General features: G+C 71.2%; 15 protein-coding genes. 11 read left to right on the forward strand and 4 right to left on the reverse strand.

All coding sequences use genetic code 11. From position 1 onward, the window contains the following. Positions 1-98 precede the first annotated feature (98 nt). The 6 genes from ACIHCQ_RS04155 (at position 99) to ACIHCQ_RS04180 (ending at position 12801) form a co-directional block, all read left to right on the forward strand. The gene (locus ACIHCQ_RS04155; RefSeq protein WP_399657745.1) at positions 99-2405 is read left to right on the forward strand and encodes a serine/threonine-protein kinase; all 2307 of its coding nucleotides are present in this window, start codon (positions 99-101) and stop codon (positions 2403-2405) included. A gap of 149 nt (positions 2406-2554) precedes the next feature. Next, positions 2555-5383, forward strand: a complete 2829-nt coding sequence (locus ACIHCQ_RS04160) for a protein kinase (protein ID WP_399657747.1) — start codon at positions 2555-2557, stop codon at positions 5381-5383. A 188-nt stretch (positions 5384-5571) separates the two neighbouring features. Continuing rightward, the gene (locus ACIHCQ_RS04165) at positions 5572-7227 is read left to right on the forward strand and encodes a serine/threonine-protein kinase (RefSeq protein ID WP_399657749.1); all 1656 of its coding nucleotides are present in this window, start codon (positions 5572-5574) and stop codon (positions 7225-7227) included. Between the two features lie 276 nt (positions 7228-7503). Next, positions 7504-9210, forward strand: a complete 1707-nt coding sequence (locus ACIHCQ_RS04170) for a serine/threonine-protein kinase (protein WP_399657751.1) — start codon at positions 7504-7506, stop codon at positions 9208-9210. Positions 9211-9329: 119 nt separating this feature from the next. Further along, a complete protein-coding gene (locus ACIHCQ_RS04175; RefSeq protein WP_399657754.1) occupies positions 9330-10961 on the forward strand; it encodes a succinic semialdehyde dehydrogenase in 1632 nt (543 codons plus the stop codon). Positions 10962-10989: 28 nt separating this feature from the next. After that, on the forward strand, positions 10990-12801 hold the full coding sequence (locus ACIHCQ_RS04180; RefSeq protein WP_399657756.1) for a GMC oxidoreductase: 1812 nt from the start codon (positions 10990-10992) through the stop codon (positions 12799-12801). Positions 12802-13622: 821 nt separating this feature from the next. On the opposite strand, the gene ACIHCQ_RS04185 is transcribed toward ACIHCQ_RS04180, so the two are convergent. Then, the gene (locus tag ACIHCQ_RS04185) at positions 13623-13928 is read right to left on the reverse strand and encodes a chorismate mutase (protein ID WP_399657757.1); all 306 of its coding nucleotides are present in this window, start codon (positions 13926-13928) and stop codon (positions 13623-13625) included. Positions 13929-14256: 328 nt separating this feature from the next. Between ACIHCQ_RS04185 and guaA the strand changes: the two genes are divergently transcribed. Together guaA and ACIHCQ_RS04195 are read left to right on the forward strand one after the other, a co-directional pair. Beyond that, positions 14257-15852 (forward strand): glutamine-hydrolyzing GMP synthase, encoded by a 1596-nt coding sequence (gene guaA / locus ACIHCQ_RS04190; protein ID WP_399657759.1) that lies wholly within the window; start codon positions 14257-14259, stop codon positions 15850-15852. Between the two features lie 119 nt (positions 15853-15971). Continuing rightward, positions 15972-16553, forward strand: a complete 582-nt coding sequence (locus ACIHCQ_RS04195; RefSeq protein WP_399657762.1) for a Uma2 family endonuclease — start codon at positions 15972-15974, stop codon at positions 16551-16553. Positions 16554-16562: 9 nt separating this feature from the next. Here the strand turns inward: ACIHCQ_RS04195 and ACIHCQ_RS04200 are convergent, their stop codons facing one another. Next, complete coding sequence (locus ACIHCQ_RS04200) at positions 16563-17018, reverse strand: cupin domain-containing protein (protein WP_399657764.1); 456 nt, start codon at positions 17016-17018, stop codon at positions 16563-16565. Between the two features lie 96 nt (positions 17019-17114). On the opposite strand from ACIHCQ_RS04200, the gene ACIHCQ_RS04205 reads away from it, so the two are divergent. The 3 genes from ACIHCQ_RS04205 (at position 17115) to ACIHCQ_RS04215 (ending at position 20029) form a co-directional block, all read left to right on the forward strand. After that, a complete protein-coding gene (locus ACIHCQ_RS04205; protein ID WP_399657766.1) occupies positions 17115-17903 on the forward strand; it encodes a class II aldolase/adducin family protein in 789 nt (262 codons plus the stop codon). Positions 17904-18118: 215 nt separating this feature from the next. Further along, positions 18119-19372 carry a hypothetical protein gene (locus ACIHCQ_RS04210; RefSeq protein WP_399657768.1) on the forward strand — a complete coding sequence of 418 codons (1254 nt, stop codon included), beginning with the start codon at positions 18119-18121 and terminating at the stop codon, positions 19370-19372. Between the two features lie 132 nt (positions 19373-19504). Then, positions 19505-20029, forward strand: coding sequence for a DoxX family protein (locus ACIHCQ_RS04215; protein WP_399657770.1), 525 nt, complete (start codon positions 19505-19507; stop codon positions 20027-20029). Here the strand turns inward: ACIHCQ_RS04215 and ACIHCQ_RS04220 are convergent. Both ACIHCQ_RS04220 and ACIHCQ_RS04225 read right to left on the reverse strand, forming a co-directional pair. Beyond that, positions 19936-20274 (reverse strand): hypothetical protein, encoded by a 339-nt coding sequence (locus ACIHCQ_RS04220; RefSeq protein ID WP_399657772.1) that lies wholly within the window; start codon positions 20272-20274, stop codon positions 19936-19938. The genes ACIHCQ_RS04215 and ACIHCQ_RS04220 overlap by 94 nt on opposite strands. Beyond that, the gene (locus tag ACIHCQ_RS04225) at positions 20261-21613 is read right to left on the reverse strand and encodes a PspC domain-containing protein (protein WP_399657774.1); all 1353 of its coding nucleotides are present in this window, start codon (positions 21611-21613) and stop codon (positions 20261-20263) included. Before ACIHCQ_RS04225 ends, ACIHCQ_RS04220 begins: the two co-directional genes overlap by 14 nt. Between the last annotated feature and the right edge of the window lie 9 nt (positions 21614-21622).

A 21622-nucleotide genomic window follows, 5' to 3' on the forward strand; every position in this document is an offset into this window, starting at 1 on the left:
CCCTGAGTGAGGGACAATGGGAGTTCTGCCGGGGCGGGTTGCCGCATCGCGCGAGAAGCGGCGGGCGCGGCGGAGATCAGGGATCGCAGAGGGGACGCATGTCGGAGGCGGAGCAGTCGCGGAAGCCCCAGCGGGATGCCGGGCGGGATTCCGAGTTGGAGTCCCGGGGGGAGTCTCAGCGGGATTCCCAGGACCGCGAGAAGATCGACAAGGCTGACAAGTCCGGGAAGCCTGACACGCTCGACAAGAAGGCTGAGCCGGAGGCTGGTTCGGAGCCGAAGTCGGAGCCCGGGGTCGGGGCTGAGGGCAGGTCCGCCAAGAAGGCCGGGGGCGAGAAGGAGTCCGCGAAGGAGCCTGTGAAGGACGCTGTGCAGGCTGCCGGGCAGAAGCCTGACCAGGGCTCAGGCCAGGATGCCCCTGCGGGAACAGCCGGGGCCGGTGTCTCCAGGGCCGGGGCTGGAGCCTCGGGGAGTGGATCTGCCGGGGCTGGATCTGCGGGCGCTGGAACCTCCGGGGCCAAGCCCGCAGCCGGCGGGAAGGGCTTCGGGCGCGAGGCCGAAGGGCGGCTCCTCGCCGGGCGGTACCGGCTTGGAGGGGTGCTCGGCCGCGGTGGCATGGGCACAGTCTGGCGAGCGGTGGACGAGACACTCGGCCGCACCGTGGCCGTGAAGGAACTGCGCTTCCCCAACAGCATTGACGAGGACGAGAAGCGCCGGCTCATCACGCGGACGCTGCGCGAGGCCAAGGCGATCGCCCGGATCCGCAACAACAGCGCGGTGACGGTCTACGACGTCGTGGAAGAAGACGACCGGCCGTGGATCGTCATGGAGCTGGTCGAGGGCAAGTCTCTCGCCGAAGCCGTGCGCGAGGACGGCACGCTGACGCCGCGACGGGCCGCCGAAGTCGCCCTCGCGGTCCTCGACGTCCTGCGCTCCGCGCACCGCGAGGGCATACTCCACCGCGATGTGAAGCCGTCCAATGTACTGATCGCCGATGACGGGCGCGTGGTCCTCACCGACTTCGGCATCGCGCAGGTCGAGGGCGACCCGTCGATCACGTCGACCGGCATGCTCGTCGGCGCCCCCTCGTACATCTCGCCCGAGCGCGCCCGCGGCCACAAGCCGGGCCCTGCCGCCGACCTGTGGTCGCTGGGCGGCCTGCTGTACGCGAGCGTCGAGGGCGTTCCGCCGTACGACAAGGGCTCGGCGATCGCGACGCTGACCGCCGTGATGACCGAGCCGGTCGACCCGCCGAAGAACGCGGGCCCGCTGTTGGAAGAGGTCATCTACGGCCTGCTGGCCAAGGACCCCGAGCAGCGACTCGACGACGCGGGCGCGCGGGCGTTGCTCACGAAGGTGCTGTACGCGCCCGAGGCGCCGGAGCGGCCGGCCGAGCCCGAGCCGTCGCCGGAAGCCACCCGCGCCATCGCGATGCCGCCACTGCCGCCGTCGCCCGCGGCACCGTCCGCCCCGGCGAAGCCGAAGGACCCTGCGGCCGACCGGGTGCGTGGCGCGCTGCGCTCCGTACGGAACGCGGCTGCCGCGAAGCCGGCACGCAAGCCGGAATCGACGCCGCGGCCCACTCCGTCGGCCGCCCCGGCCGCGCGGCCCGCGCCGGTGCGGGCGCCGCTCACCGATGTGGTGCCCCGCCGGACCTTGGTGATCGTCGCGGTCGTCGTCGCGGTCGTCGTGCTCGCCACCGGGCTGTTCCTGACGCTGGGCGACGACGACGACCCGAGCGGTCAGAGCAAGACCAAGAACGACAAGGCGGCTTCTGCTGGGGCCACGACCGGCGCTACTGCCGGGGACACCGGCGCAGGCACGGGCACGGACACCGGCAAGGACACCGGCAAGGGGGAGAACGACAGCGACCAGGGGAGCAGCGGCGCGACGGGCGGGAAGCCGTCCGGGACGCCCAAGCCCGACGCCCCCGCGGGCGGGACCGGGCTGCCGGCTGGATATGTGATGGTCTCCAACGACCGGTTCCACTTCGCCATGGCGATGCCCAAGGCCTTCAAGCTCACCGGGATAGCCGGCGAGAACTCCGGCGGGATATTCAGCGCCGCCGGCGGTTTCCCGCGCGTCCAGGTCGACTTCACCGCCGGGCCCAAGGACGATGCCGCCGCCGCGTGGCGGGCCGCGGCCCCCGGGGTTGCCGGCAGCAGCACCGGGTACAAGTTTCTCGGCATCGGCAAGGTCGAGTACAACGGCTATCCGACCGTGGCCGACTGGCAATTCGAGCGCAAACAGGGCGGCGAGCGGGTAAGGGTTCTCAACAGGGGCTTCAGGGTGGATGACACGCACGGCTACTCGATCATGATTACGTGCAAGTCGAGTGAGTGGCGGAGCGCGGAGTGCGAGACGTTGCGCAAGACGGCGTTCGCCACATTCAAGCCCAAGGATTGAGCCAGGACACGTATCGTGAGACCTCACGGACGTTAAGCAGCCGCAAAGGGGTCGTAAAAGGCCGCAAGCGGCCATCAAATGACCGGAATTGACGGTTTGCTGCGGTCTCCGGGACCGGCCAAGGGACAGAGCGCTCGTGGGGAGGCGACGTGGACGACTACGCGGGACGGGTGCTCGCCGACCGCTACCGCCTGCCGCTGCCGCCTTCCGACGCGTATGAACTGGTCGAGACCCGCGCGTTCGACACGTACAGCGGGCAGGAAGTCCTGGTCCGGCAGGTGCCGTTACCAGAGGTGGTGGACGCTGAGGTCCTCGACGCGGACGGTCCGGCCGGGGCGGCTGTGCCGAGGCGGGCGGCCCAGGGGCGTACCACACGCAGGCCCACGGATCCGGCGGTGCGGCGGGCCATCGAGGCCGCGCAGGCCGCGGCGCGGATCCCCGACCACGCGCGCCTGGACCAGGTCTTCGACGTGTTCGCGGAGGCGGGTTCACTCTGGATAGTGAGCGAACGTGTCGCGGCGCGGCCACTGGCGGCCCTCCTCGCGGAGAAGCCGCTCAGCCCCTACCGGGCGGCGGAGGTCGCCTCCGATGTGCTCACCGCGCTGCGCGTGCTGCACGCGCATGGCTGGATCCACCGGAACATCACCGTTCGTACGGTGCTCGTCTGCGACGACGGACGCGTGGTCCTGACCGGGCTGGCGTCCGGCGCGGCGGAGGAGGCGCTGTGCGGGTACGCCCCGGTGCCTGAGGAGCCCGGGGAACCGGTCGAGCTGGACGAGTATCCCGGCCACGACCAGGACGACCAGGACGACCAGGACGAACTGAGCCACGACGAACTGAGCGAGCCGGGTGGCGGCGAACCGCCTGGGCAGGCCGCACTGGAGGCCGGGCCGTACGGCACCGGGATTTACGGGACCGAATCGTACGAGACCGGGCCGTACGGCACCGGGCCGTACGAGGCTCCGGCAGCCGCCGCCCACGGCGCGCTGCCCAGCAGCGGTGGCGTGCCGGATGTCCGAGCCGCGCGGGCGGGCGCGATCGCCGCGTACCGCGCGGGCGCGAGGGCCGCGGCGCGCGACAGCGACGACCAGCGTCAGGACTACGAGCCGAACGTCGTGGAGGGCGGCCCGGTGCAGGCGGGCCTCGACCCCGACTGGTGGGCCCATCGACCGGGCGACCGGGAGCGCGCCCCTGCCGCGAGCAGCATCGCCGACGACGAGTATGACGACGGAGAGAGCGGGGACGAGGAAGGCGACGAGAGCGGCTGGTACCCGGGCGACGACACCAGCGGCCCCGGCCGCGCGCGTCTGATCGGGACCTGGCACGACGGCCCCGGCCCCGGGCCCATACCCGCAGGCGGCAGCGGCGGCAGTACCCCGTACGGTGTCCGGCCCGCGTTGCCCAGCGCCCGTTCGGGCAACGTGCCGAGCCCACAGCCCGGCCGCCCCCAATTGGGTGTCACGGGCAGCTCTCCGTACGGCAGTTCGCCCTACGGAAGTCGCCCCGCGCTGCCTGGCCCCCGATCTGCCCCACCCGCCATAGCCGCCATAGCAGGCAGCAGCAGCGGCGGCGGCTGGGAGCACGGCGGCGCGGACGCCCCGCGGGCCGACGCCCAGCGGCAGGCGGCCGTGGCCGGTACCGGCGCTCCCACCGGCCGCTGGGACGAGATCGTCGCGAGCGGCTCCACCCCCGCGTACCGCGGCCCCGCCACGCCGCTGGCCGCCGAGCGCGCCCGGCAGGCGCGGATCGCCGTCGTCGGCGCGGTCACCGAGCGGTGGGCGCCCGAGCAGGCCGGACCGGTCCACGACAACTGGCAGCTGGCCGCCCCGGTCGGCCCGGCCACCGACCTCTGGGCCCTGGGCGCACTGCTGTACCGGGCCGTGCAGGGCCACGCCCCGTACCCCGAGGAGAGCGCAGTCGAGCTGGTGCAGCTGGTTTGTGCCGAGCCGCCCGCGTTCGCGGAGGAGTGCGGGCCGCTACGCCCCGTCGTGGAGTCGCTGCTGCGCCAGGACCCCACCGAGCGCCCGGACTTCGAAGAGCTGCGCGGCTGGCTGCGTTCGCTCGTACGGTCCGCGCCCGAGCCCGAGGCGGGCATGGACGTCGTGGCGCTGCCCTCGATCGCCGTCGACGCCACGCGGCTGCCCGTCATCCGCCGCCGTGGCGAGCTGGTGCGCAGACGCCGCCGGGGCTCGGCCGAGGTGGTCCACGGCCGTCACCGTCAGCAGCGGGGCAACCGGGAGCGCCGCGGCGAGCGCGGGCCGCGCTCACTCGGACGCGTCCTGCTGCTGCTGATACTGGCCCTCCTGGTGGCCGCCGTCGCGTACGCCGTGCTGTTCCTGCCGAAGGCCGACCCGGAGGGACAGACCCAGCCACAGGGCAAGAGCGGCCCGGTCCCGTCCGCGACGACGGACGGGCCGAGCCCCGGCCGCACGGCCCCGGACTCCCCGCCCGCGTCCGCCGGTGCCACCGGCAGCCCCGGTGCCCAGGAGCCCCAGCCCCAGACTTCTGCCCCGGGCGAGAAACTGCGCGAGGGCTATGTGCTGCGCAATGATGCCGAGGGCTTCCGGACCGTCGTCGACAAGACCTGGCAGCGCAGTCCCATCAACGACGCCGGTCAGGTCCGCTACACCGATGGCGACTTCACACTGATCGTTGTACCCGGCCGCGACAGCGTGCAGGCCAACGGCAGCGACCCGCTGGCCTACCAGCGGGACAAGGAGCGCGAGCTCAAGCCGTTTCGGGAGTCCTCCTGGGCCTGGTCGGGCACCGTGCGCCGGATAGACGTGGGACAGCGGGCGATGGCCGAGGGCGAGTACACCTGGCAGGACAGCAGTGGCCGCGAGGTGTACGTACGCAACCTTGCCCTGATCACCGGCGGCAGTTACCACGTCGTCCAGGTGATCGGTCCCGAGGACCAGCGCGAGCGGGTGACGGAGGCCTTCCAGGAGGCCACCGCCGCTTACCAGCCCACCCGATAGGTACCGCCCACCCGGATAGGTACTGGCCCACCCGCGATAGGTACCGGCCCAGCCGGTGGACGAACCGTCAGAGCGCCCTGGCCGGGCCACTGTCGAACAGATCACAGTGCGATCACTTGAGCGATCCGAGTGTCGTGCCCGCACCCCGTCTCCGTACCCTGTGATCCCAAGGAAACGGGGCACGGTACGTGGAAAACTCTCAGAGCACGGGCACGGGTCTGCTGCTCGCCGGACGTTACCGGCTGGGCGACAGCATCGGCAGCGGCGGTATGGGCAAGGTATGGCGCGCGCATGACGAGCTGCTGCACCGGATCGTCGCCGTCAAGGAGCTGACGGCCGGGCGGTACGTCGCCGAGGCCGATCGGGTCGTTCTGCACGCCCGCACCCAGAAGGAGGCGCGGGCCGCCGCCCGGATCAGCCACCCCGGCGTCGTTACCGTCCACGACGTGCTCGAATACGATTCCCGTCCCTGGATCGTCATGCAGTACGTCGACGGGCCTTCGCTCGCCGGCGCCGCCAAGGAGTCCGGCCTGATCGCCCCCACCGAGGCCGCCCGCATCGGGCTGCACGTCCTGCGCGCGCTGGGCGCGGCGCACGCCGCCGGGGTCCTGCACCGGGACGTCAAGCCGGCGAACGTACTGCTCAGCCGCGACGGCCGGGTGCTGATCACCGACTTCGGGATCGCCGCGATCGAGGGCGACTCGACCATCACCCGGACCGGCGAGATCGTCGGCTCCATCGACTACCTGGCCCCCGAGCGGGTGCGCGGCGCCGATCCGGGGCCCGCGTCCGACCTCTGGTCGCTCGGCGCGACGCTGTACACGGCGGTGGAGGGCCAGTCGCCGTTCCGCCGGTCGTCCCCGCTGGCCACGATGCAGGCTGTGGTGGGCGAGGAGCCACGCCACCCCGCCTCGGCGGGTCTGCTCGCACCCGTGATCATGGCGCTGCTGCGCAAGGATCCCGCTGTACGGGCGTCCGCCGCCGAGGCCGAGCGGATGCTGCTGGAGGCGGCGGAGGGGCGGGTGCCGGTACAGCGGACGGCGGCCCGGCGAGGCGCGCGGCCCGAGACCATGGGCCTGGCGCAGCCGACGCCGACTCCGATGTCGACTCCGACGCCACCCACCGCGGTGTCGGTCCCCGCTGCCGTTACGGCGGTGGTGGCTCCGGCCCGGCGCGGTGGCCGGCTGCGCAGGGCGGCGGTCGTCGTCGTACTCGCCGCGGTGGTGGGCGGCGGCGCGGGGTTCGCCGCCATGAAGTACGCGGGCAACGACACGAGCGACACGAGCGATACGAGCGACACGAGCCGCGGGAGCGGAGCCGCCAAGACCCCCGTACAGCCGGACACCTCCCCAACTCCGAGCCCGACCTCGCCCTCGACTCCGGGTTCGGCCGTGCCGCCCGGTTGGAACCGCGTCGAGGACCCGGCAGGTTTCAGCCTGCTGGTGCCCGACGGCTGGCAGCGCCGGGCGGCAGACGGCCAGATCGACTACACGCCCGACGAGGGCCGCCACCGCCTGCGGATCAGCGTCGACGAGGCGCCCGACTTCGAGAACCCGTATATGCACATCCAGGACATGGAGAAGGGACTGCAGGAGCGGATCCCCGACTACCAGAGGGTGACGTTGGCCGCCGACGTCTTCCGTGACCAGGCGCAGTCCGCGCGCTGGGAGTTCACCTGGACCGAGAAGCAGACGTTCCCCGGCCCGCGGCGGGCCATCGACCAGATGTACTTTTCGGACGACGGCACCGAGTACGCGCTCTTCCTCTCCGCTCCCGCAGAGAACTGGACAGCGACTCGCGCGCAGTTCGACATCATGCTGCGGGGCTGGCGGCCTCCTTCATGATGGGCACCGCTGAATCGAGGGCGAGTTGCGTGTCCAGGAGCGGGCCGCCGGCCGGTCGTGCTGATGGACTCTGGTGCCGCAGGGGGCCAACGCCGGTCCCGAGTCGGATCTGTGGTCGCTGGGCGCGTTGCTGTTGCTGTTGCTGTGCGCGGCGCTGAGCGGCGAATTGCCCTTTCCACCGCGACGCGAGCCAACTGTCCCGCGACACTGTCACGGGTCTGCATCCGGTCCTCCTCCCAGGTGGCATCCACCACCGCGTTTGGCCAGGATGTGTCCATGACCAACGATGGGGGACGGGCGAACGAGCCCACCAGTTACGGACTCAGGCCGCCCAACGCCGCCGCGCAGGTGCCGCCGCAGAGCGATGGCGCGTACCGGCCCACGGAGGCGAGCGGCCTGCCCGGCTCGGCGCCCGGCTCCGTCCCCGGCTCGGCGCCCGCGTCCGCGTCCGCGGGCGATCCGGCTCCCCGGCTGATCGGTGGCCGCTACCGCCTTGTCTCACGTCTCGGACACGGCGGGATGGGCACGGTATGGCGTGCCCGCGACGAGGTCGTGGACCGCGATGTCGCGGTCAAGGAGCCGCGCCTGCCGGAGCATGTGAACGAGCGCGAGCGGGACAAGGTCTATCTGCGGATGCAGCGCGAGGCGCGCGCCGCGGCCCGGATCGATCACCCCTCCGTCGTCACCATGCACGATGTGGTGATCGAGGACGCCAAGCCCTGGATCGTCATGGAGCTGGTGCAAGGCCAGTCGCTCGCCGACCGGTTGCAGGACGGCACCCTCGACGTCCGCGAGGCCGCCAGGATCGGCCTGGACGTACTCGGCGCGCTCTCCGCCGCCCACGATGCGGGCGTGCTCCACCGCGACGTCAAGCCCGACAACGTACTGCTGGGGCGCGGCGATCGCGTCGTACTGACCGACTTCGGCATCGCGCAGGTCGAGGGTGAGCAAGGGCTGACCGAGACGGGGTCGTTCGTCGGCTCGCCCGAGTTCATCGCGCCCGAGCGGGTGCTCGGCCAGCGCCCGGGGCCCGAGTCGGATCTGTGGTCGCTGGGTGTGGTGCTGTACGCGGCGGTCGAGGGCATGTCCCCGTACCGCCGCTCCAACGGCCCCGCGACCCTGCAGGCGGTTCTCTCCGCCGAGCCGCAGATGCCCGCGCGTGTGTCGGGGGCGTTCGGCACGCTGGTGATGCGGCTGCTGCGCAAGGACCCGGGGATGCGGCCGGACGCCGCGGAGATCCGCCAGACGCTGGAGTCGGTGGCGCGGCCTCAGCTCTCGCCCGAGGCGACCAGACTCCTGGCGGGCGCGGGCGCGGGCGCGGGCGGGGGTGGCGCCACGGCCGGCGGCGGCAGCAGCAGGTGGGTGCCGCCCGTGCTGCAAGGCAATCGACCGGCGCAGTTCGGGCTCGGCGGCGGATTGCTGGCGGTGGCCGTCGCACTCGTCCTGATCCTCGCCGACCCCTTCGGGGGCGACGCGATTCCAGCGGGGTGGGAGGTCCGCCCGGACCGGGAGGTCGTCTCGGCGAGCATCGCCGTGCCCGAGGAGTACGAGCGGGTCGAGGGCGACAACGGCACCAGCGTCACGTACGGGGATCCCAGCGGCGTCTTCCAGGTCTACCTGGAGCGGATCGAAACCGCGGCCGTGGAGGACGAACTCAAGCCGGACGCGGATGCCTGGCAGGGGCACTACGAGAAGGGCGGCGTGGGCGGCACCGAGATCAAGGACTCGGATGTGACGGTCTCGTCCACGAAGCAGCAGGGCAAGGAGGGCTTCGACACGATCGTCGATTACGTGCCGTACAGCTCGACGAGCGACGATCCCGTCATCCTCCGCTGGCACGAACGCGTCGTCGCCAGGGGCAAGGGAGCGGCGCAGATCTACTGGCGGCTGCGGGTGTCCGGGCCCGCGGAGGGCTGGGCGGCGAAGGAGGGCGACAAGCTTTTCGGCCGGGTCGTCACCCATATGAAGATCCACGGGCTGTAGGCCGTCGGCGAATGCCGGCGCGGAACAGCTCCGGCGTGGCCGTGAGGGCCCGGTGAACCCGGTGAAAAGCTGTTACCGACGGGTACCCAAAATCTCGGACGCGGAATACTCTCGCCCCCATGACGGACTCGCAGGCCAGCGCCGCCCCAGCTGCTCCCGCCGCCCCCCGCGCCAACCCGACAGCCGCCGCTCCGGCCGGTGCCCGCACCGCCGCGGACGTGGTTACGCCGGAGGTGGTCGCCCAGCTCGTCCGCGGCGTGGTCGGCTCCGGCCGCACCGTGAACCACTCCCCCTTCACCGGGGAGAAGCTGGCGGACCTGCCCGAGTCCACCCCCGCGGACGTGGCGGAGGCCTTCCGCCGCGCCCGTGCCGCGCAGCCCGCGTGGGCAGCCATCCCCGCCCGCGCCCGCGCCGCCGTACTGCTCCGCTTCCACGACCTGGTCCTTGAGCGCCAGGCGGAAATACTCGACCTCATCCAGCTGGAGACCGGCAAGGCACGCCTGCACGCGCACGAGGAAGTGCAGGAGGTCGCCCTCACCGCGCGCCACTACGGCCGCAAGGCCCCGGCGTATCTCGCGCCCAAGCGCCACACCGGCGCCATCCCGGTCCTGACCAGGGTCGCCGAACTGCGCCGGCCCAAAGGCGTGGTGGGTCTGATAGCGCCCTGGAACTACCCGCTCGCACTCTCCGCCGCTGACTCCCTGCCCGCCTTCGCCGCAGGCAACTCCGTCGTGATCAAGCCCGACACCGAGACCGCGCTCACCGCCCTGTGGGCCCGTGACCTGCTCATCGAGGCCGGGCTGCCCGAGGCCGTCCTGCAGATCGTGCTCGGCGAGGGCCCCGTCATCGGCCCGGCCGTCGTCGAACACGCCGACTACGTGTCCTTTACCGGTTCGACCGCGACCGGCCGGGACGTGGCCCAGCGCGCCGCCGCCCGGCTGATCGGCGTCTCCCTCGAACTCGGTGGCAAGAACCCGATGCTCGTCCTGGCCGATGCCGATCTCGACAAGGCGGCCGAGGGCGCGGTGCGTGCCTGTTTCGCCTCCGCCGGACAGCTCTGCGAGTCCGTCGAGCGGCTGTACGTCCACGAGTCGGTCGCCGACGCGTTCCTGGAGAGGTTCACCGCCCGCACCAGGGCCCTGCCGCTGGGTACCGCCCTCGCGTACGGCGCGGGAATGGGCTCTCTCGCCGGTGCCCGCCAACTGGACGCTGTTGTCCGGCATGTGGACGAGGCGGTGGGCAAGGGAGCCAAGGTGCTGGCCGGCGGCCGTGCGCGTCCCGACGTCGGCCCCTACTTCTACGAGCCCACCATCCTCGACGGTGTCGAGGCCCCGATGGCTGTCTGTGAGGAGGAAACGTTCGGCCCGGTCGTCTCCATCTACCGCTTCCGCGACGAGGAAGAGGCGATCGAGCGCGCCAACGCGACCCCGTACGGACTCAACGCCAGCGTCTGGACCAGGGACGGTCGCCGGGGCCGCTCCATTGCCGCCCGGCTGGACTCCGGCACGGTCAACGTCAACGAGGGTTACGCCGCTGCGTACGGCAGCGTCCGGGCCCCGCTCGGCGGCATGAAGGACTCCGGACTCGGCCGGCGGCACGGCTCGGAGGGCATCCTCAAGTACACCGAGGCCCAGACCGTCGCGCAGCAGCGGCTGCTGCCGCTGGGACCGGCCTTCGGCATGGACGACGAGAAGTACGCGGCGTTCATGAACCTCAGCCTGAAGGCGATGAAGGCCCTGCGCCTGCGTTAGATCACGGACTTTTCGCGTGAGGAGAGCCATGCCCCAGGTATCCCCTGCCCAAAAACAGAGCGACTCCGCGTACGACTACGACGTCATCGTCGTCGGCTCGGGTTTCGGCGGCTCGGTCTCAGCGCTGCGGCTCACCGAGAAGGGCTACCGGGTCGGGGTCCTGGAGGCGGGCCGCCGCTTCACCCGCGAGACCCTGCCCAAGAACTCCTGGGATCTGCGCAACTACCTCTGGGCGCCCGCGCTCGGCCTGTACGGCATCCAGCGCGTGCACCTGCTCGGCAAGGTGGCGGTGCTGGCGGGCGCGGGCGTCGGCGGCGGTTCGCTCAACTACGCCAACACCCTCTACGTACCGCCCACAGCGTTCTTCGAGGACCGCCAGTGGGCGTCCATCACCGACTGGAAGTCGGAACTGATGCCGTACTACGACCAGGCCAAACGGATGCTGGGCGTACGGCTCAACCCGACGATGACGCCCTCCGACGAACACTTCAGGGCGACGGCGCAGGCGATGGGGGTGGGCGACAGCTTCCATGTGGCGCCGGTCGGCGTCTTCTTCGGCGACGGCAAGGACGCGGACGGCACGTCCAGGGCGGAACCCGGCGGCTCGGCCGACGACCCGTACTTCGGGGGCGCGGGCCCCTCCCGCAGGGCGTGCACCCAGTGCGGGGAGTGCATGACAGGCTGCCGCCACGGCGCGAAGAACACCCTCACCGAGAACTACCTCCACCTCGCCGAGCAGGCCGGGGCGGTCATTCACCCGATGACGACGGTGGCCGCGGTCAGGGAAGACCCGGCGGGCGGCTTCCGGGTCTCCGCCGTCCCCACCGACAGGCGCAGGGCGACGCCGCGGGTGCTGCGTGCCCAGTACGTCGTCGTGGCGGCCGGCACCTACGGCACCCAGACCCTGCTGCACACCATGAAGGACCGGGGACTGCTGCCGCGGATCTCGCCCCGGCTGGGCGAGCTGACGCGTACCAACTCCGAAGCGCTCGTGGGCGCGCAGACCACCGACCGCCGCTACCGCAAACGGCACGGCGCCAAGCGGCATGGCGCCAAGCGGGTCGACTTCACGCGGGGCGTCGCCATCACCTCGTCGATCCACCCGAACGAGAACACCCACATCGAACCCGTCCGGTACGGCAAGGGCTCCAACGCGATGGGCTCGCTCTCCATCCTCCAGGTGCCGTACGGCGGCCGGCGCGTGCTCGGCTGGCTCGGCAACGTCGGCCGCCACCCCGTGCTGCTGCTGCGCTCCCTCTCCAACCGCCGCTGGTCGGAGCGGACCATCATCGGACTGGTCATGCAGTCCCTGGACAACTCCCTGACGACGTACCGCAAACCGGGCGGCATCGGCAAGGGCCTGCTCACCGCCCGCCAGGGCCACGGGACCCCGAATCCCCAGCAGATTGAGGAGGCGACACGGGCCGCCTCCTTCCTCGCCGAGGAGATCAACGGCTTCCCGGGCAGCAACGTCGGCGAGCTCGTCGGCATGCCGCTGACCGCGCACTTCCTGGGCGGCTGCCCGATCGGCGCGGACGCGGAGCAGGGGGTGATCGACCCGTACCACCGGCTGTACGGCCACCCGGGCATCTCGGTTGTCGATGGTGCGGCGGTCTCGGCGAACCTGGGCGTGAACCCGTCGCTGACGATCACGGCGCAGGCGGAGCGGGCGATGTCGTTCTGGCCCAACAGGGGCGCGGAGGACACGCGCCCGGACCAGGGAGAGACGTACGAACGGCTGGCGGCGGTGGCACCGAAGTCACCGGCGGTTCCGGAGACGGCGTTCGGCGCGCTGAAGCTGCCGTTCCTGGGGATCCCCGTGGTCCCGCCCAAGAAGTAGCCGGACCGACCGGCCGGACCGGCCCGGACAGAAGAGCCGGACAGAAGCGCCGGACAGAAGCGCCGGGCAGGAGAAAGGCGCTGCACCCCCCTCCGAGCGCAGCGCCTCTCTTGCCCTATGGGTGCCTTTGAGCGGCACGGATGTGGCTGTTGTTGCGCATGGTTGACCCCTGACCGCGGCGAATGGTTGCCCCCGGACTGACGGATTCCTTATGTGGCGCCCGTCACATGCCCTCACAGGGAAGATCAAGCTCAGAAAAGCTCAGAAAAGCGTCAGAAAAGAGCTGAGGGCCCCGCGGACGCACGGTCCGCGAGGCCCTCAGCGGGGCAGCACCGACGACAGGGCAGGCGCCGGTGCCGAGGCGCGGCACCGGGGGGTTGCGCCGCGCGGGGGAGGGTCACCGACCCGGCGCGCCAGGGGCGCGCGAGTGGTATCGACCTTTGGCAGTACGGTCGCGCGGAGGAGCCGCGCGTGCTTGCATCGTGGTGGATGGGCTGCGGCATGCGCAACCATGTGGATCGGATGCGGTCGGCCCCGGGCGTCCCCGGAAGCCGACCGCCCTTGGAGTGACCGAGTCGGCTGTCCCCTGCCGACCGGTCACGCGCGCCGGGGCGAGGTCCCACGACGCACCTGCGGTACGTCACACGCCCCAGCGGAGCCACGCGTGGTTTCCTTCAGGCCCGCCCCTGGCTGACACGGACAACGGGACCAACGAAGCCCCGGCGCGCGCGGTCACGTGGCGTACGGGTGAGGGCGCGCCCGAACTCAGGTCCGTAGCAGGGCAGAACGCGTTCCCAGCGGGGGCGGCGGGGCGAAAGGCTTCAGATACGGCCCCGGCACAGCTCCAGCAGCGTCATCGCCAGCGAGGTGCCCGGCTTGCCGAGCGCGTCGCGGTAGTGGGCGAGGACCTCCATCTCGCGGGACAGGCTCACCCGGCGTCCGCCGGAGGAGATCCGGGCCTCCTGGATGACCGCCGATACGGCGATCCGCTCCTGGATGAGACCAATGATGCGGTCGTCGAGGGCGTCGATGCGCTCACGTGCGCCGCCGATGAGGGCGGCGGCCTCGTCGGTACGGGCTCCGGTGTCGGCGACGCCAGTGGTGGCCATGCCGGTGGTCGCAGTCATGAGAGGGCTCCTTGTCGGGGCGGTCGGGGCGGCGGGCCCCGGAGCGGCAAGTCCCGGAAATGACAGACGCCCCGGGCCTTGTCGGCCCGGGGCGTCTGGGGAAGTCCTTTGTCAGTGGCTCAAAGCAGCACAACCGACGAACCCACAGCAGCCGGACGGGCCGGTGCCATAGGTAAAGACGAAAGTCGTGTGCTGAGCCATGGCCCCAGTATGGACCGGCCGCCCTGTCGTGACCAAGGTGGCGTTCGGATGGTGAGACGAGTGCCGCCCTGCCGCGCCGGTAGAATCGAGACACCGACCCCCTCCCATCGCCGGAAGGCCGCCACCCGTGCCAGCAGCACCCTCCGCCGCCCCCGACAGCAGCGCTCCGGACACCGTCCTCGTTGTCGACTTCGGCGCGCAGTACGCACAGCTCATCGCCCGCCGCGTCCGCGAGGCCCGGGTCTACAGCGAGGTCGTCCCCTCCACGATGCCCCTGGCCGAGATGCTGGCCAAAAACCCGAAGGGCATCATCCTCTCCGGCGGCCCGTCCTCCGTGTACGAGGAGGGAGCCCCCCGCCTGGACCCGGAGATCTTCGAGGCCGGGGTTCCCGTCTTCGGCATGTGTTACGGCTTCCAGTTGATGGCGACGACGCTCGGCGGGCAGGTCGACAACACGGGAGCGCGCGAGTACGGCCGTACGCCGCTGCATGTCTCCAAGCCCGGCTCGACCCTCTTCGAGGGCACCCCGGCCGAGCAGCCGGTGTGGATGTCCCACGGCGACGCCTGCTCCGCCGCCCCCGAGGGCTTCACCGTCACCGCGTCCACGGACGTCGTACCGGTCGCGGCCTTCGAGAACGACGAGAAGAAGCTGTACGGCGTCCAGCACCACCCCGAGGTGATGCACTCCACGTACGGCCAGCAGGTCCTGGAGCACTTCCTCTACCGCGGCGCTGGCATCCAGCCGACCTGGACCGCGACCAATGTGGTCGAGGAGCAGGTCGCGCTGATCCGCGCGCAGGTGGGCACCAAGCGCGCCATCTGCGGGCTGTCGGGCGGCGTGGACTCCGCGGTCGCGGCCGCGCTGGTGCAGAAGGCCATCGGCTCCCAGCTGACCTGCGTGTACGTCGACCACGGCCTGATGCGCAAGGGCGAGACCGAGCAGGTCGAGAAGGACTTCGTCGCGGCGACCGGCGTCCAGCTGAAGGTCGTCGACGCCGCCGACCGCTTCCTGAACGCTCTCGCCGGGGTATCCGACCCGGAGGAGAAGCGGAAGATCATCGGCCGCGAGTTCATCCGGGTCTTCGAGCAGGCCCAGGCCGAGATCGTGGCGGAGGCCACGGGCGGCGAGGCCGTCGCCTTCCTCGTGCAGGGCACGCTCTACCCGGACGTGGTCGAGTCCGGCGGCGGCACCGGCACCGCCAACATCAAGTCCCACCACAATGTGGGCGGGCTGCCGGAAGACCTTGAATTCGAGCTGGTCGAGCCGCTGCGCAAGCTGTTCAAGGACGAGGTCCGGATGGTCGGCCAGGAGCTCGGCCTGCCGGACGAGATCGTCCAGCGCCAGCCCTTCCCGGGCCCGGGGCTCGGCATCCGTATCGTCGGCGAGGTCACGCGCGAGCGCCTGGAGCTGCTGCGCGAGGCGGACGCGATCGCCCGCGAGGAGCTCACGGCGGCGGGCCTGGACCGGGACATCTGGCAGTGCCCGGTCGTGCTGCTCGCGGATGTGCGCAGCGTCGGCGTGCAGGGCGACGGGCGTACGTACGGGCATCCGATCGTGCTCAGGCCCGTCTCGTCCGAGGACGCGATGACGGCGGACTGGACACGGATGCCGTACGACGTGCTGGCGAAGATCTCGACGCGCATTACGAACGAGGTCGCGGATGTGAACCGGGTGGTGCTGGATGTGACCAGCAAGCCGCCGGGCACGATCGAGTGGGAGTGACCTCTCTTTAGCCAGCAGGTCAACATCGACGCCGTCGCTCATTCGTTTGGGCGGCGGCGTTGTCGTATCGGCTGGGTACGCTGGCCGTACGGACCGGAATCCCGTCCATGGGAGGAACCATGACCGCTGAGATCGCGCACCCCTGGCCGGTGCCGCCGCAGGACGGTTACACCGTGGACGACCTGCTGACGCTGCCCGACCTCCCGCCGCATACGGAGTTGATCGACGGGAGCCTGGTTTTCGTGAGTCCGCAGAGGAGTTTCCACAGCCTTGCAATGGACCTGTTGGTGCCAGGGCTTCGCACGACAGTCCCTGCGGATCTCAGGGTGCGGCGGGAGATGACTGTCGTCGTTGACAAGCGCCAGGGGCCGGAGCCCGATGTTTCGGTGATCCGCGCGGACGCGGTGACGGGCTCGGAGGAGACCCACTATCAGGCCAAGGACGTCATCCTTGCCGTCGAGGTGGTCTCCCCGGACTCAGAGAAGCGCGACCGCGAGCGTAAGCCGCAGATCTACGCCCAGGGGGGCATCGCCCACTTCTGGCGGGTGGAGCGCGGTGAGGACGGCCGCCCTGTCGTGTACGTCTACGAGTTGGACCCGGCGACCAAGGCGTACGGCCTCGCCGGAATCCACCACGACCGGCTGAAGCTCTCCGTTCCCTTCACCGTCGACATCGACCTGGCCGAGATCGACAACCTATAGGCGCGAGGCTCACGCCAGCGAGAAGTCGTCGTAGTGGAAGCCCGGCGCGACGACGCACGTCACCAGCACCGGCTCGTCGCCCGCCGGAGCCGCCGACTGCCAGGTGTTCGCCGGGACCAGCAACTGGGGCGCTTCGCCCGACTCCACGGACGGGCCCAGGGTCAGCGTCGTCGGCGCCTCGGCAGGGCTCTCGCCCGTGGAGCCGAGGCGCAGGTGGAGCGGGCCGCCGCGGTGCCAGAGCCAGAGTTCGTCGGAGTGGACCCGGTGCCAGCGGGAGCTCTCGCCGGGGTGCAGCAGGAAGTAGATACCGGTCGCGTACGCGCGTGGGCCGCCGTAGCCGGGCGGGGTCGTCGAGCCCGCCGTCCGCCAGGTCTCCCGGAACCAGCCGCCCTCCACATGCGGTTCGAGGCCGAGCAGGCCGATCAGCGGTGAGGGCAGCGGGGGTGGGGCCGTCTGTTCGGTCATCCCCGCATTCTGCTGGACGGCGCGGAAACCGGGGAAGCCGTACGAGGCGCGTGAAGCCTCTGGTCAGTTGAAGTACTCGAAGGTAGCTTCCGTCCCATGACCGAGATGCCCTCGCCCGTCCCCCTCGACCAGCTCCGCTTCGCCATGCCCCCCGTACACGAATCCGTCGTGGACGAGCGGGCGTACCGCAAGGAGCGGCTCGCCGGGGCGCTGCGGCTGTTCGGGCGTTTCGGATACGAGGACGGGGTGTCCGGTCACATCACCGCCCGCGATCCCGAGTTCCCCGACTGCTTCTGGGTTAACCCCTTCGGGGTGCCGTTCGCGCAGGTCACCGCAGGTGACCTGGTCCTGGCCAACGGCGAGGGGCAGGTCGTCGCCGGCAGCTACCACGTCAATCAGGCCGCGTTCGCCGTCCACGCCCAGGTCCACCGCGCCCGGCCCGAGGTCGTCGCCGTCGCGCACACCCACTCTCTGCACGGGCGGGCGCTGGCCGCGCTCGGTGAGCTGATCGAGCCGATCACACAGGAAGCGTGCGGTTTCTACGAGGACCATGCCCTGGTCGACGCGTATACCGGGGTGATCGTGGACGAGGAGGAAGGGCGGCGGATCGCGGGCGCTCTCGGCGCGTACAAGGCCGTCATCCTGCGCAATCACGGGCTGCTGACCGTCGGCGACTCGGTCGACGCGGCGGCGTGGTGGTTCATCTCCATGGAACGGTGCGCCCAGGTGCAGCTCGCGGCGCGCGCGGCGGGCAAACCGGTGCTGATCGAGCGACAGGAAGCGGTCGCCACCCGCGAGCAGCTCGGCAGTGATCTGGTCGCATGGATCAACTACCAGCCTCTGTGGCGGCAGATCAGCCGCGACGAGCCGGAACTGCTGCGGTAGCCAGGTCCGGGCGCACGTCAAGGTCCAGGTCCTGGTCCAGGTCCTGGCCCGGGTCCTGGCCCGGGTCCCGGTGGCCGACCGTCAACGCGGTGGGCGCACGTTCACCCACCGTGGCCTGCATCGCCAGGTCTGGCGCCCCTCCCGTAGGGAACAATTCCCCGGATTCGCAAGGGAAGTTCAGTCAGTGCGGTTCGACGGGGAAGGCGACATCGGACATGACGGTGCAAGAAGCGGAACAGTGCGACGCGTGTACGCACGGGGCGCGCGAAGCGCACCGGCAGGCAGTGGCCGAATTCATCGCCATACGGGACCAGTTGGCCGCCGGGAACGGCCTCCCGGCCGCCGTCGCGTACTCGCCGGGCGCCTCGCGCCAGTGGGTCTCGGACGAACTGACCCAGTCGGCCCGCGCCATGGCCGACCGCAGCCGCGCCGCGGGTGAGGCCTGGCTCCAGCAGGTCCGGCGGCGTTCGCTGCTGACCGTCTGGGCGAGTGTCGTGGCCCTGACGCTCGGGCAGACGGTGACCGCGATCGGCGCGGGCTGGACCGGCGCTCGTACGGCCGGGCTGCTCGCCGCGCTCACCGTGGGCGCGCTGCTGAGTTGCGCGGCTCACCTGCACCGCTCCCGCAGTGGCCTGCTCGCCCCGGTGACCGGCGAGGACAACCGGATCTCCACCTCGCGCGCGGTCGCCGCCACCTGGGTGCTGTTCCTCGCCTTCGCGCTGCTGGTGATGGCCCTCCAACTGGCGTGGGCCTCCTCCGCCGCCCGCCGCGACACCCTGATCGAGGGGCTCGGCCTTGCCCGTGGCGGGGGCATGCTCTTCGTCCTCGCGCTCGTGTGCGCGATCACCGTCGCCGTACGCCGCGTGGTCGCCGTACGGCTGCTGACCCGGCGGCTGCAGAAGCTGCGCGCCGACCGTCCGCGCCTGGCCGATCTGCTCTGCGACGACTCCGGCCGGGGCAGCTTCGCCGATACGCAGTACGTACTGGTGAGCGCCGCCGCGGTGACGTTCGCGCTGGTACGGCTCGCCCGCCGGCCCGAGCGGCTGCCCGATCTGCCATGGGGGCTCGCGCTGTTGGTCGCGGTCTCGGCGGCGACGTACTTCGCCGCGAAGTACGCGGAGGGCGGGCGGCCCCTGGTGCTCTCGGTCGTACGCGCCCGCGAGCCCGGCGAGCTGGACGCCCCGATCCGTACCGGCGACAACATCGAGATCCGTGGCGTGGGATTCGTCCCGCCGGGCGCGGGCGAACCCGACCGGCTCACCCGAATGATCGTGCGCATCGGCGCCGTCCATGTCCAGGTGCCGCTGATCCCGGTCCCCGGCGGCTTCGCCAACCCGACGGACACCATGCTGACCGTGCCGGTCCCGGTGGAAGTCGAGCCGGGGCAGGTGGACATCCAAGTGGTGACGGCAGCGGGCATGGAGAGCAACCGCTGCCTCATCGAAGTGACGGAATGGCCGTCGGGTTGATGACGCGCTTCTTCACATTTCACCGACTCATACAGCACTGTTAGCTCTGTTGTCACAGAGTCACGCGCTGGTGAGCGGCGGGCTTTCGGTATACGTATGGTGGTTGACGGCCAAATCGAAGGCGGGTCCAGGATGACGAGCACATACAGGACGACACCTGAATACGGATCGCTCGACGGTGGCAGGCGCGGCGGCTGGAAGGACATGGCGAGCCACTACGCCCTGCTGCCGCTGCGGCTCTTCCTCGGCGTAACGTTCATCTACGCGGGCATCGACAAGCTCACGGACAGTCAGTTCATGGCAGCGAGCGGGACCGGCTCCGTCGGCGATCTGATGCGCGGCGTGCACGACTCCGCGGGCGTTACCGCCCTGGTCGACCTCGCGCTCAAGAGCCCCGAAGGCTTTGGCTACGGCATCGCTTTGGGTGAACTCGCGGTCGGCATCGGCACTCTGGTCGGCCTGCTGGCCCGGCTCGCCGCCCTCGGCGGGGCGCTCATCTCGCTGAGCCTGTGGCTGACCGTGAGCTGGGCGAGCGACCCGTACTACTACGGCAACGACCTCATCTACATGATCGCCTGGCTGCCGCTGGTGCTCGCGGGCGCTTCGTACTTCTCGCTCGACGCGCTGATGGCGGAACGGCGACGCCGCATGCGGTAGTGCGTCCAGCTCACCGCCCCGGACAGGAACAGACCACCGAAGACCACCGGGAACGCCACGTACCACGGTGTCTGCCAGGAGCCCGCCGCGTCACCCGCGTAGAGCAGCGCCGTGGTGAGCACGGCGAGACCCGCGATCAGTCTGCCCGGCCGGAAGTCATGCAGGAACCGGGATTCCCGCCCGTTCCCCCCGTGCCCGTTGCGGAACTCGTTGCGGAATTCACTGCCGGATTCATGACGCGGCACGGGTGACCTCCACCTGTCCGATGCCTACTTCGAGGCGTAGTTCCAGTGTGCCGCCCGGCTTCGCGCCGGCGGGCGCGGGCAGCGTCCGCCGCCGGTCCTGATCGGGGGAGACGTCGATGTCGTTCGCCGCGTCCTCGGGCAGGCGGATGTCACCGAGGCCCGCCTGGGCACGCAGCTTCACCTCGGCGTCCTTCGGTATGACGACCTTCAGCTGACCCGCCCCGACCTCCGCCCGCGTCGTCACCGTCCGGCCCTCGGGGACGGTGATCGCGGAGAGGTCGAGGGTCGCGACGCCCGAGCCCAGTTCGTACCGCGGCTGGACGACGGCGACCGAAGCGGGCTTCCAGTCCGTACGGACCCACTGGGTGCTGATGTCCTTGGGCAGCGCCGCGGCGCCCGCCAGCAGCACGGCCGTGAGCACCGTCAGCATGATCGTGCCGAAGCCGGTGCGGCCGAGGACCGTGGAGATCAGCAGACCCAGGCCGAACACCGCCAGCGCGCAGACCAGGCCTATCTGGAGGCTCGTGCCCAGCGGATGGCTGTCCCAGCTGATCCCGGTGCCCAGACTGCCCGCGATCAGCGCGAGCAGGAAGACGACGCCGCCGATCGGGCGCGGGCCGCGGGGACGGCGGGGAACCGCCCGCGCGGGCCGGGGGCCCGGGCCCGGTATGGCCGGTATGACGTCAGCCGCCGCCGCGTCCTCCGGTCCCCACAGATAGCCGGTCGGCACCGGGCCTGTCGTGCCGTCCTTGACGATCGGATCGCGCCACCACGAGGGGCGGTCGGGCGCGGGCGGCGCCTTCGTCTCGGGCGGGGCCTCCGCCACCGCGTGCGCCGTCGCCGCGTCCAGCGGTGCGCCGTCGGGCGTGACGATCCGGCGGCGCTGCGACCACACGGCGGAGCCCGCGACGGCGAGGGAGAGCAGCGCGGCGAAGGCGAGCGTCCCGCCGTTGCTCAGCATCGTCAGGAACAGGCCGCAGCCGATGAGGGCGAGGAGCACGGCGGACAGGGCCGCGCCCTCGACCCGGCCGGACAGCAGCCTGCGCGCCTCGTTCTCCTCCTCGTCCTCCGACGGGATCAGCAGCCAGGCGAAGCCGTAGAAGATCAGACCTATGCCGCCGGTCACCGAGAGCACACCGATGACGATCCGGAAGATCACCGGGTCGACGTCGCAGTACCTGCCGAGCCCGCCGCAGACACCGGCCACCACCTTCTGGCGGGGGATGCGGCGCAGCTGCTGCGCTTCGGGCGGCGCCGGGGCGTTCTGCCCCCGGGCAGCCTGCGCTTTCTGCTGCGCGGCCTGCGGCGGAGCCGTCGGCGGCTGGGTCGGCTGAGTCATACGTCCATG

This window comes from Streptomyces sp. NPDC052236 (genome assembly GCF_044548015.1).
In the GTDB taxonomy this organism is placed as follows: Bacteria; Actinomycetota; Actinomycetes; order Streptomycetales; family Streptomycetaceae; genus Streptomyces.

Bases quoted from the DNA above. Each gene is read 5' to 3' on its own strand.
- ACIHCQ_RS04210 (WP_399657768.1), top strand. From the start codon at position 18,119: ATGACGGTGCAAGAAGCGGAACAGTGCGACGCGTGTACGCACGGGGCG.
- ACIHCQ_RS04155 (WP_399657745.1), top strand. From the start codon at position 99: ATGTCGGAGGCGGAGCAGTCGCGGAAGCCCCAGCGGGATGCCGGGCGG.
- ACIHCQ_RS04200 (WP_399657764.1), bottom strand. From the start codon at position 17,018: ATGACCGAACAGACGGCCCCACCCCCGCTGCCCTCACCGCTGATCGGC.
- ACIHCQ_RS04225 (WP_399657774.1), bottom strand. From the start codon at position 21,613: ATGACTCAGCCGACCCAGCCGCCGACGGCTCCGCCGCAGGCCGCGCAG.
- ACIHCQ_RS04205 (WP_399657766.1), top strand. From the start codon at position 17,115: ATGACCGAGATGCCCTCGCCCGTCCCCCTCGACCAGCTCCGCTTCGCC.
- ACIHCQ_RS04195 (WP_399657762.1), top strand. From the start codon at position 15,972: ATGACCGCTGAGATCGCGCACCCCTGGCCGGTGCCGCCGCAGGACGGT.
- ACIHCQ_RS04175 (WP_399657754.1), top strand. From the start codon at position 9,330: ATGACGGACTCGCAGGCCAGCGCCGCCCCAGCTGCTCCCGCCGCCCCC.
- ACIHCQ_RS04185 (WP_399657757.1), bottom strand. From the start codon at position 13,928: ATGACTGCGACCACCGGCATGGCCACCACTGGCGTCGCCGACACCGGA.
- ACIHCQ_RS04180 (WP_399657756.1), top strand. From the start codon at position 10,990: ATGCCCCAGGTATCCCCTGCCCAAAAACAGAGCGACTCCGCGTACGAC.
- ACIHCQ_RS04215 (WP_399657770.1), top strand. From the start codon at position 19,505: ATGACGAGCACATACAGGACGACACCTGAATACGGATCGCTCGACGGT.
- ACIHCQ_RS04170 (WP_399657751.1), top strand. From the start codon at position 7,504: ATGACCAACGATGGGGGACGGGCGAACGAGCCCACCAGTTACGGACTC.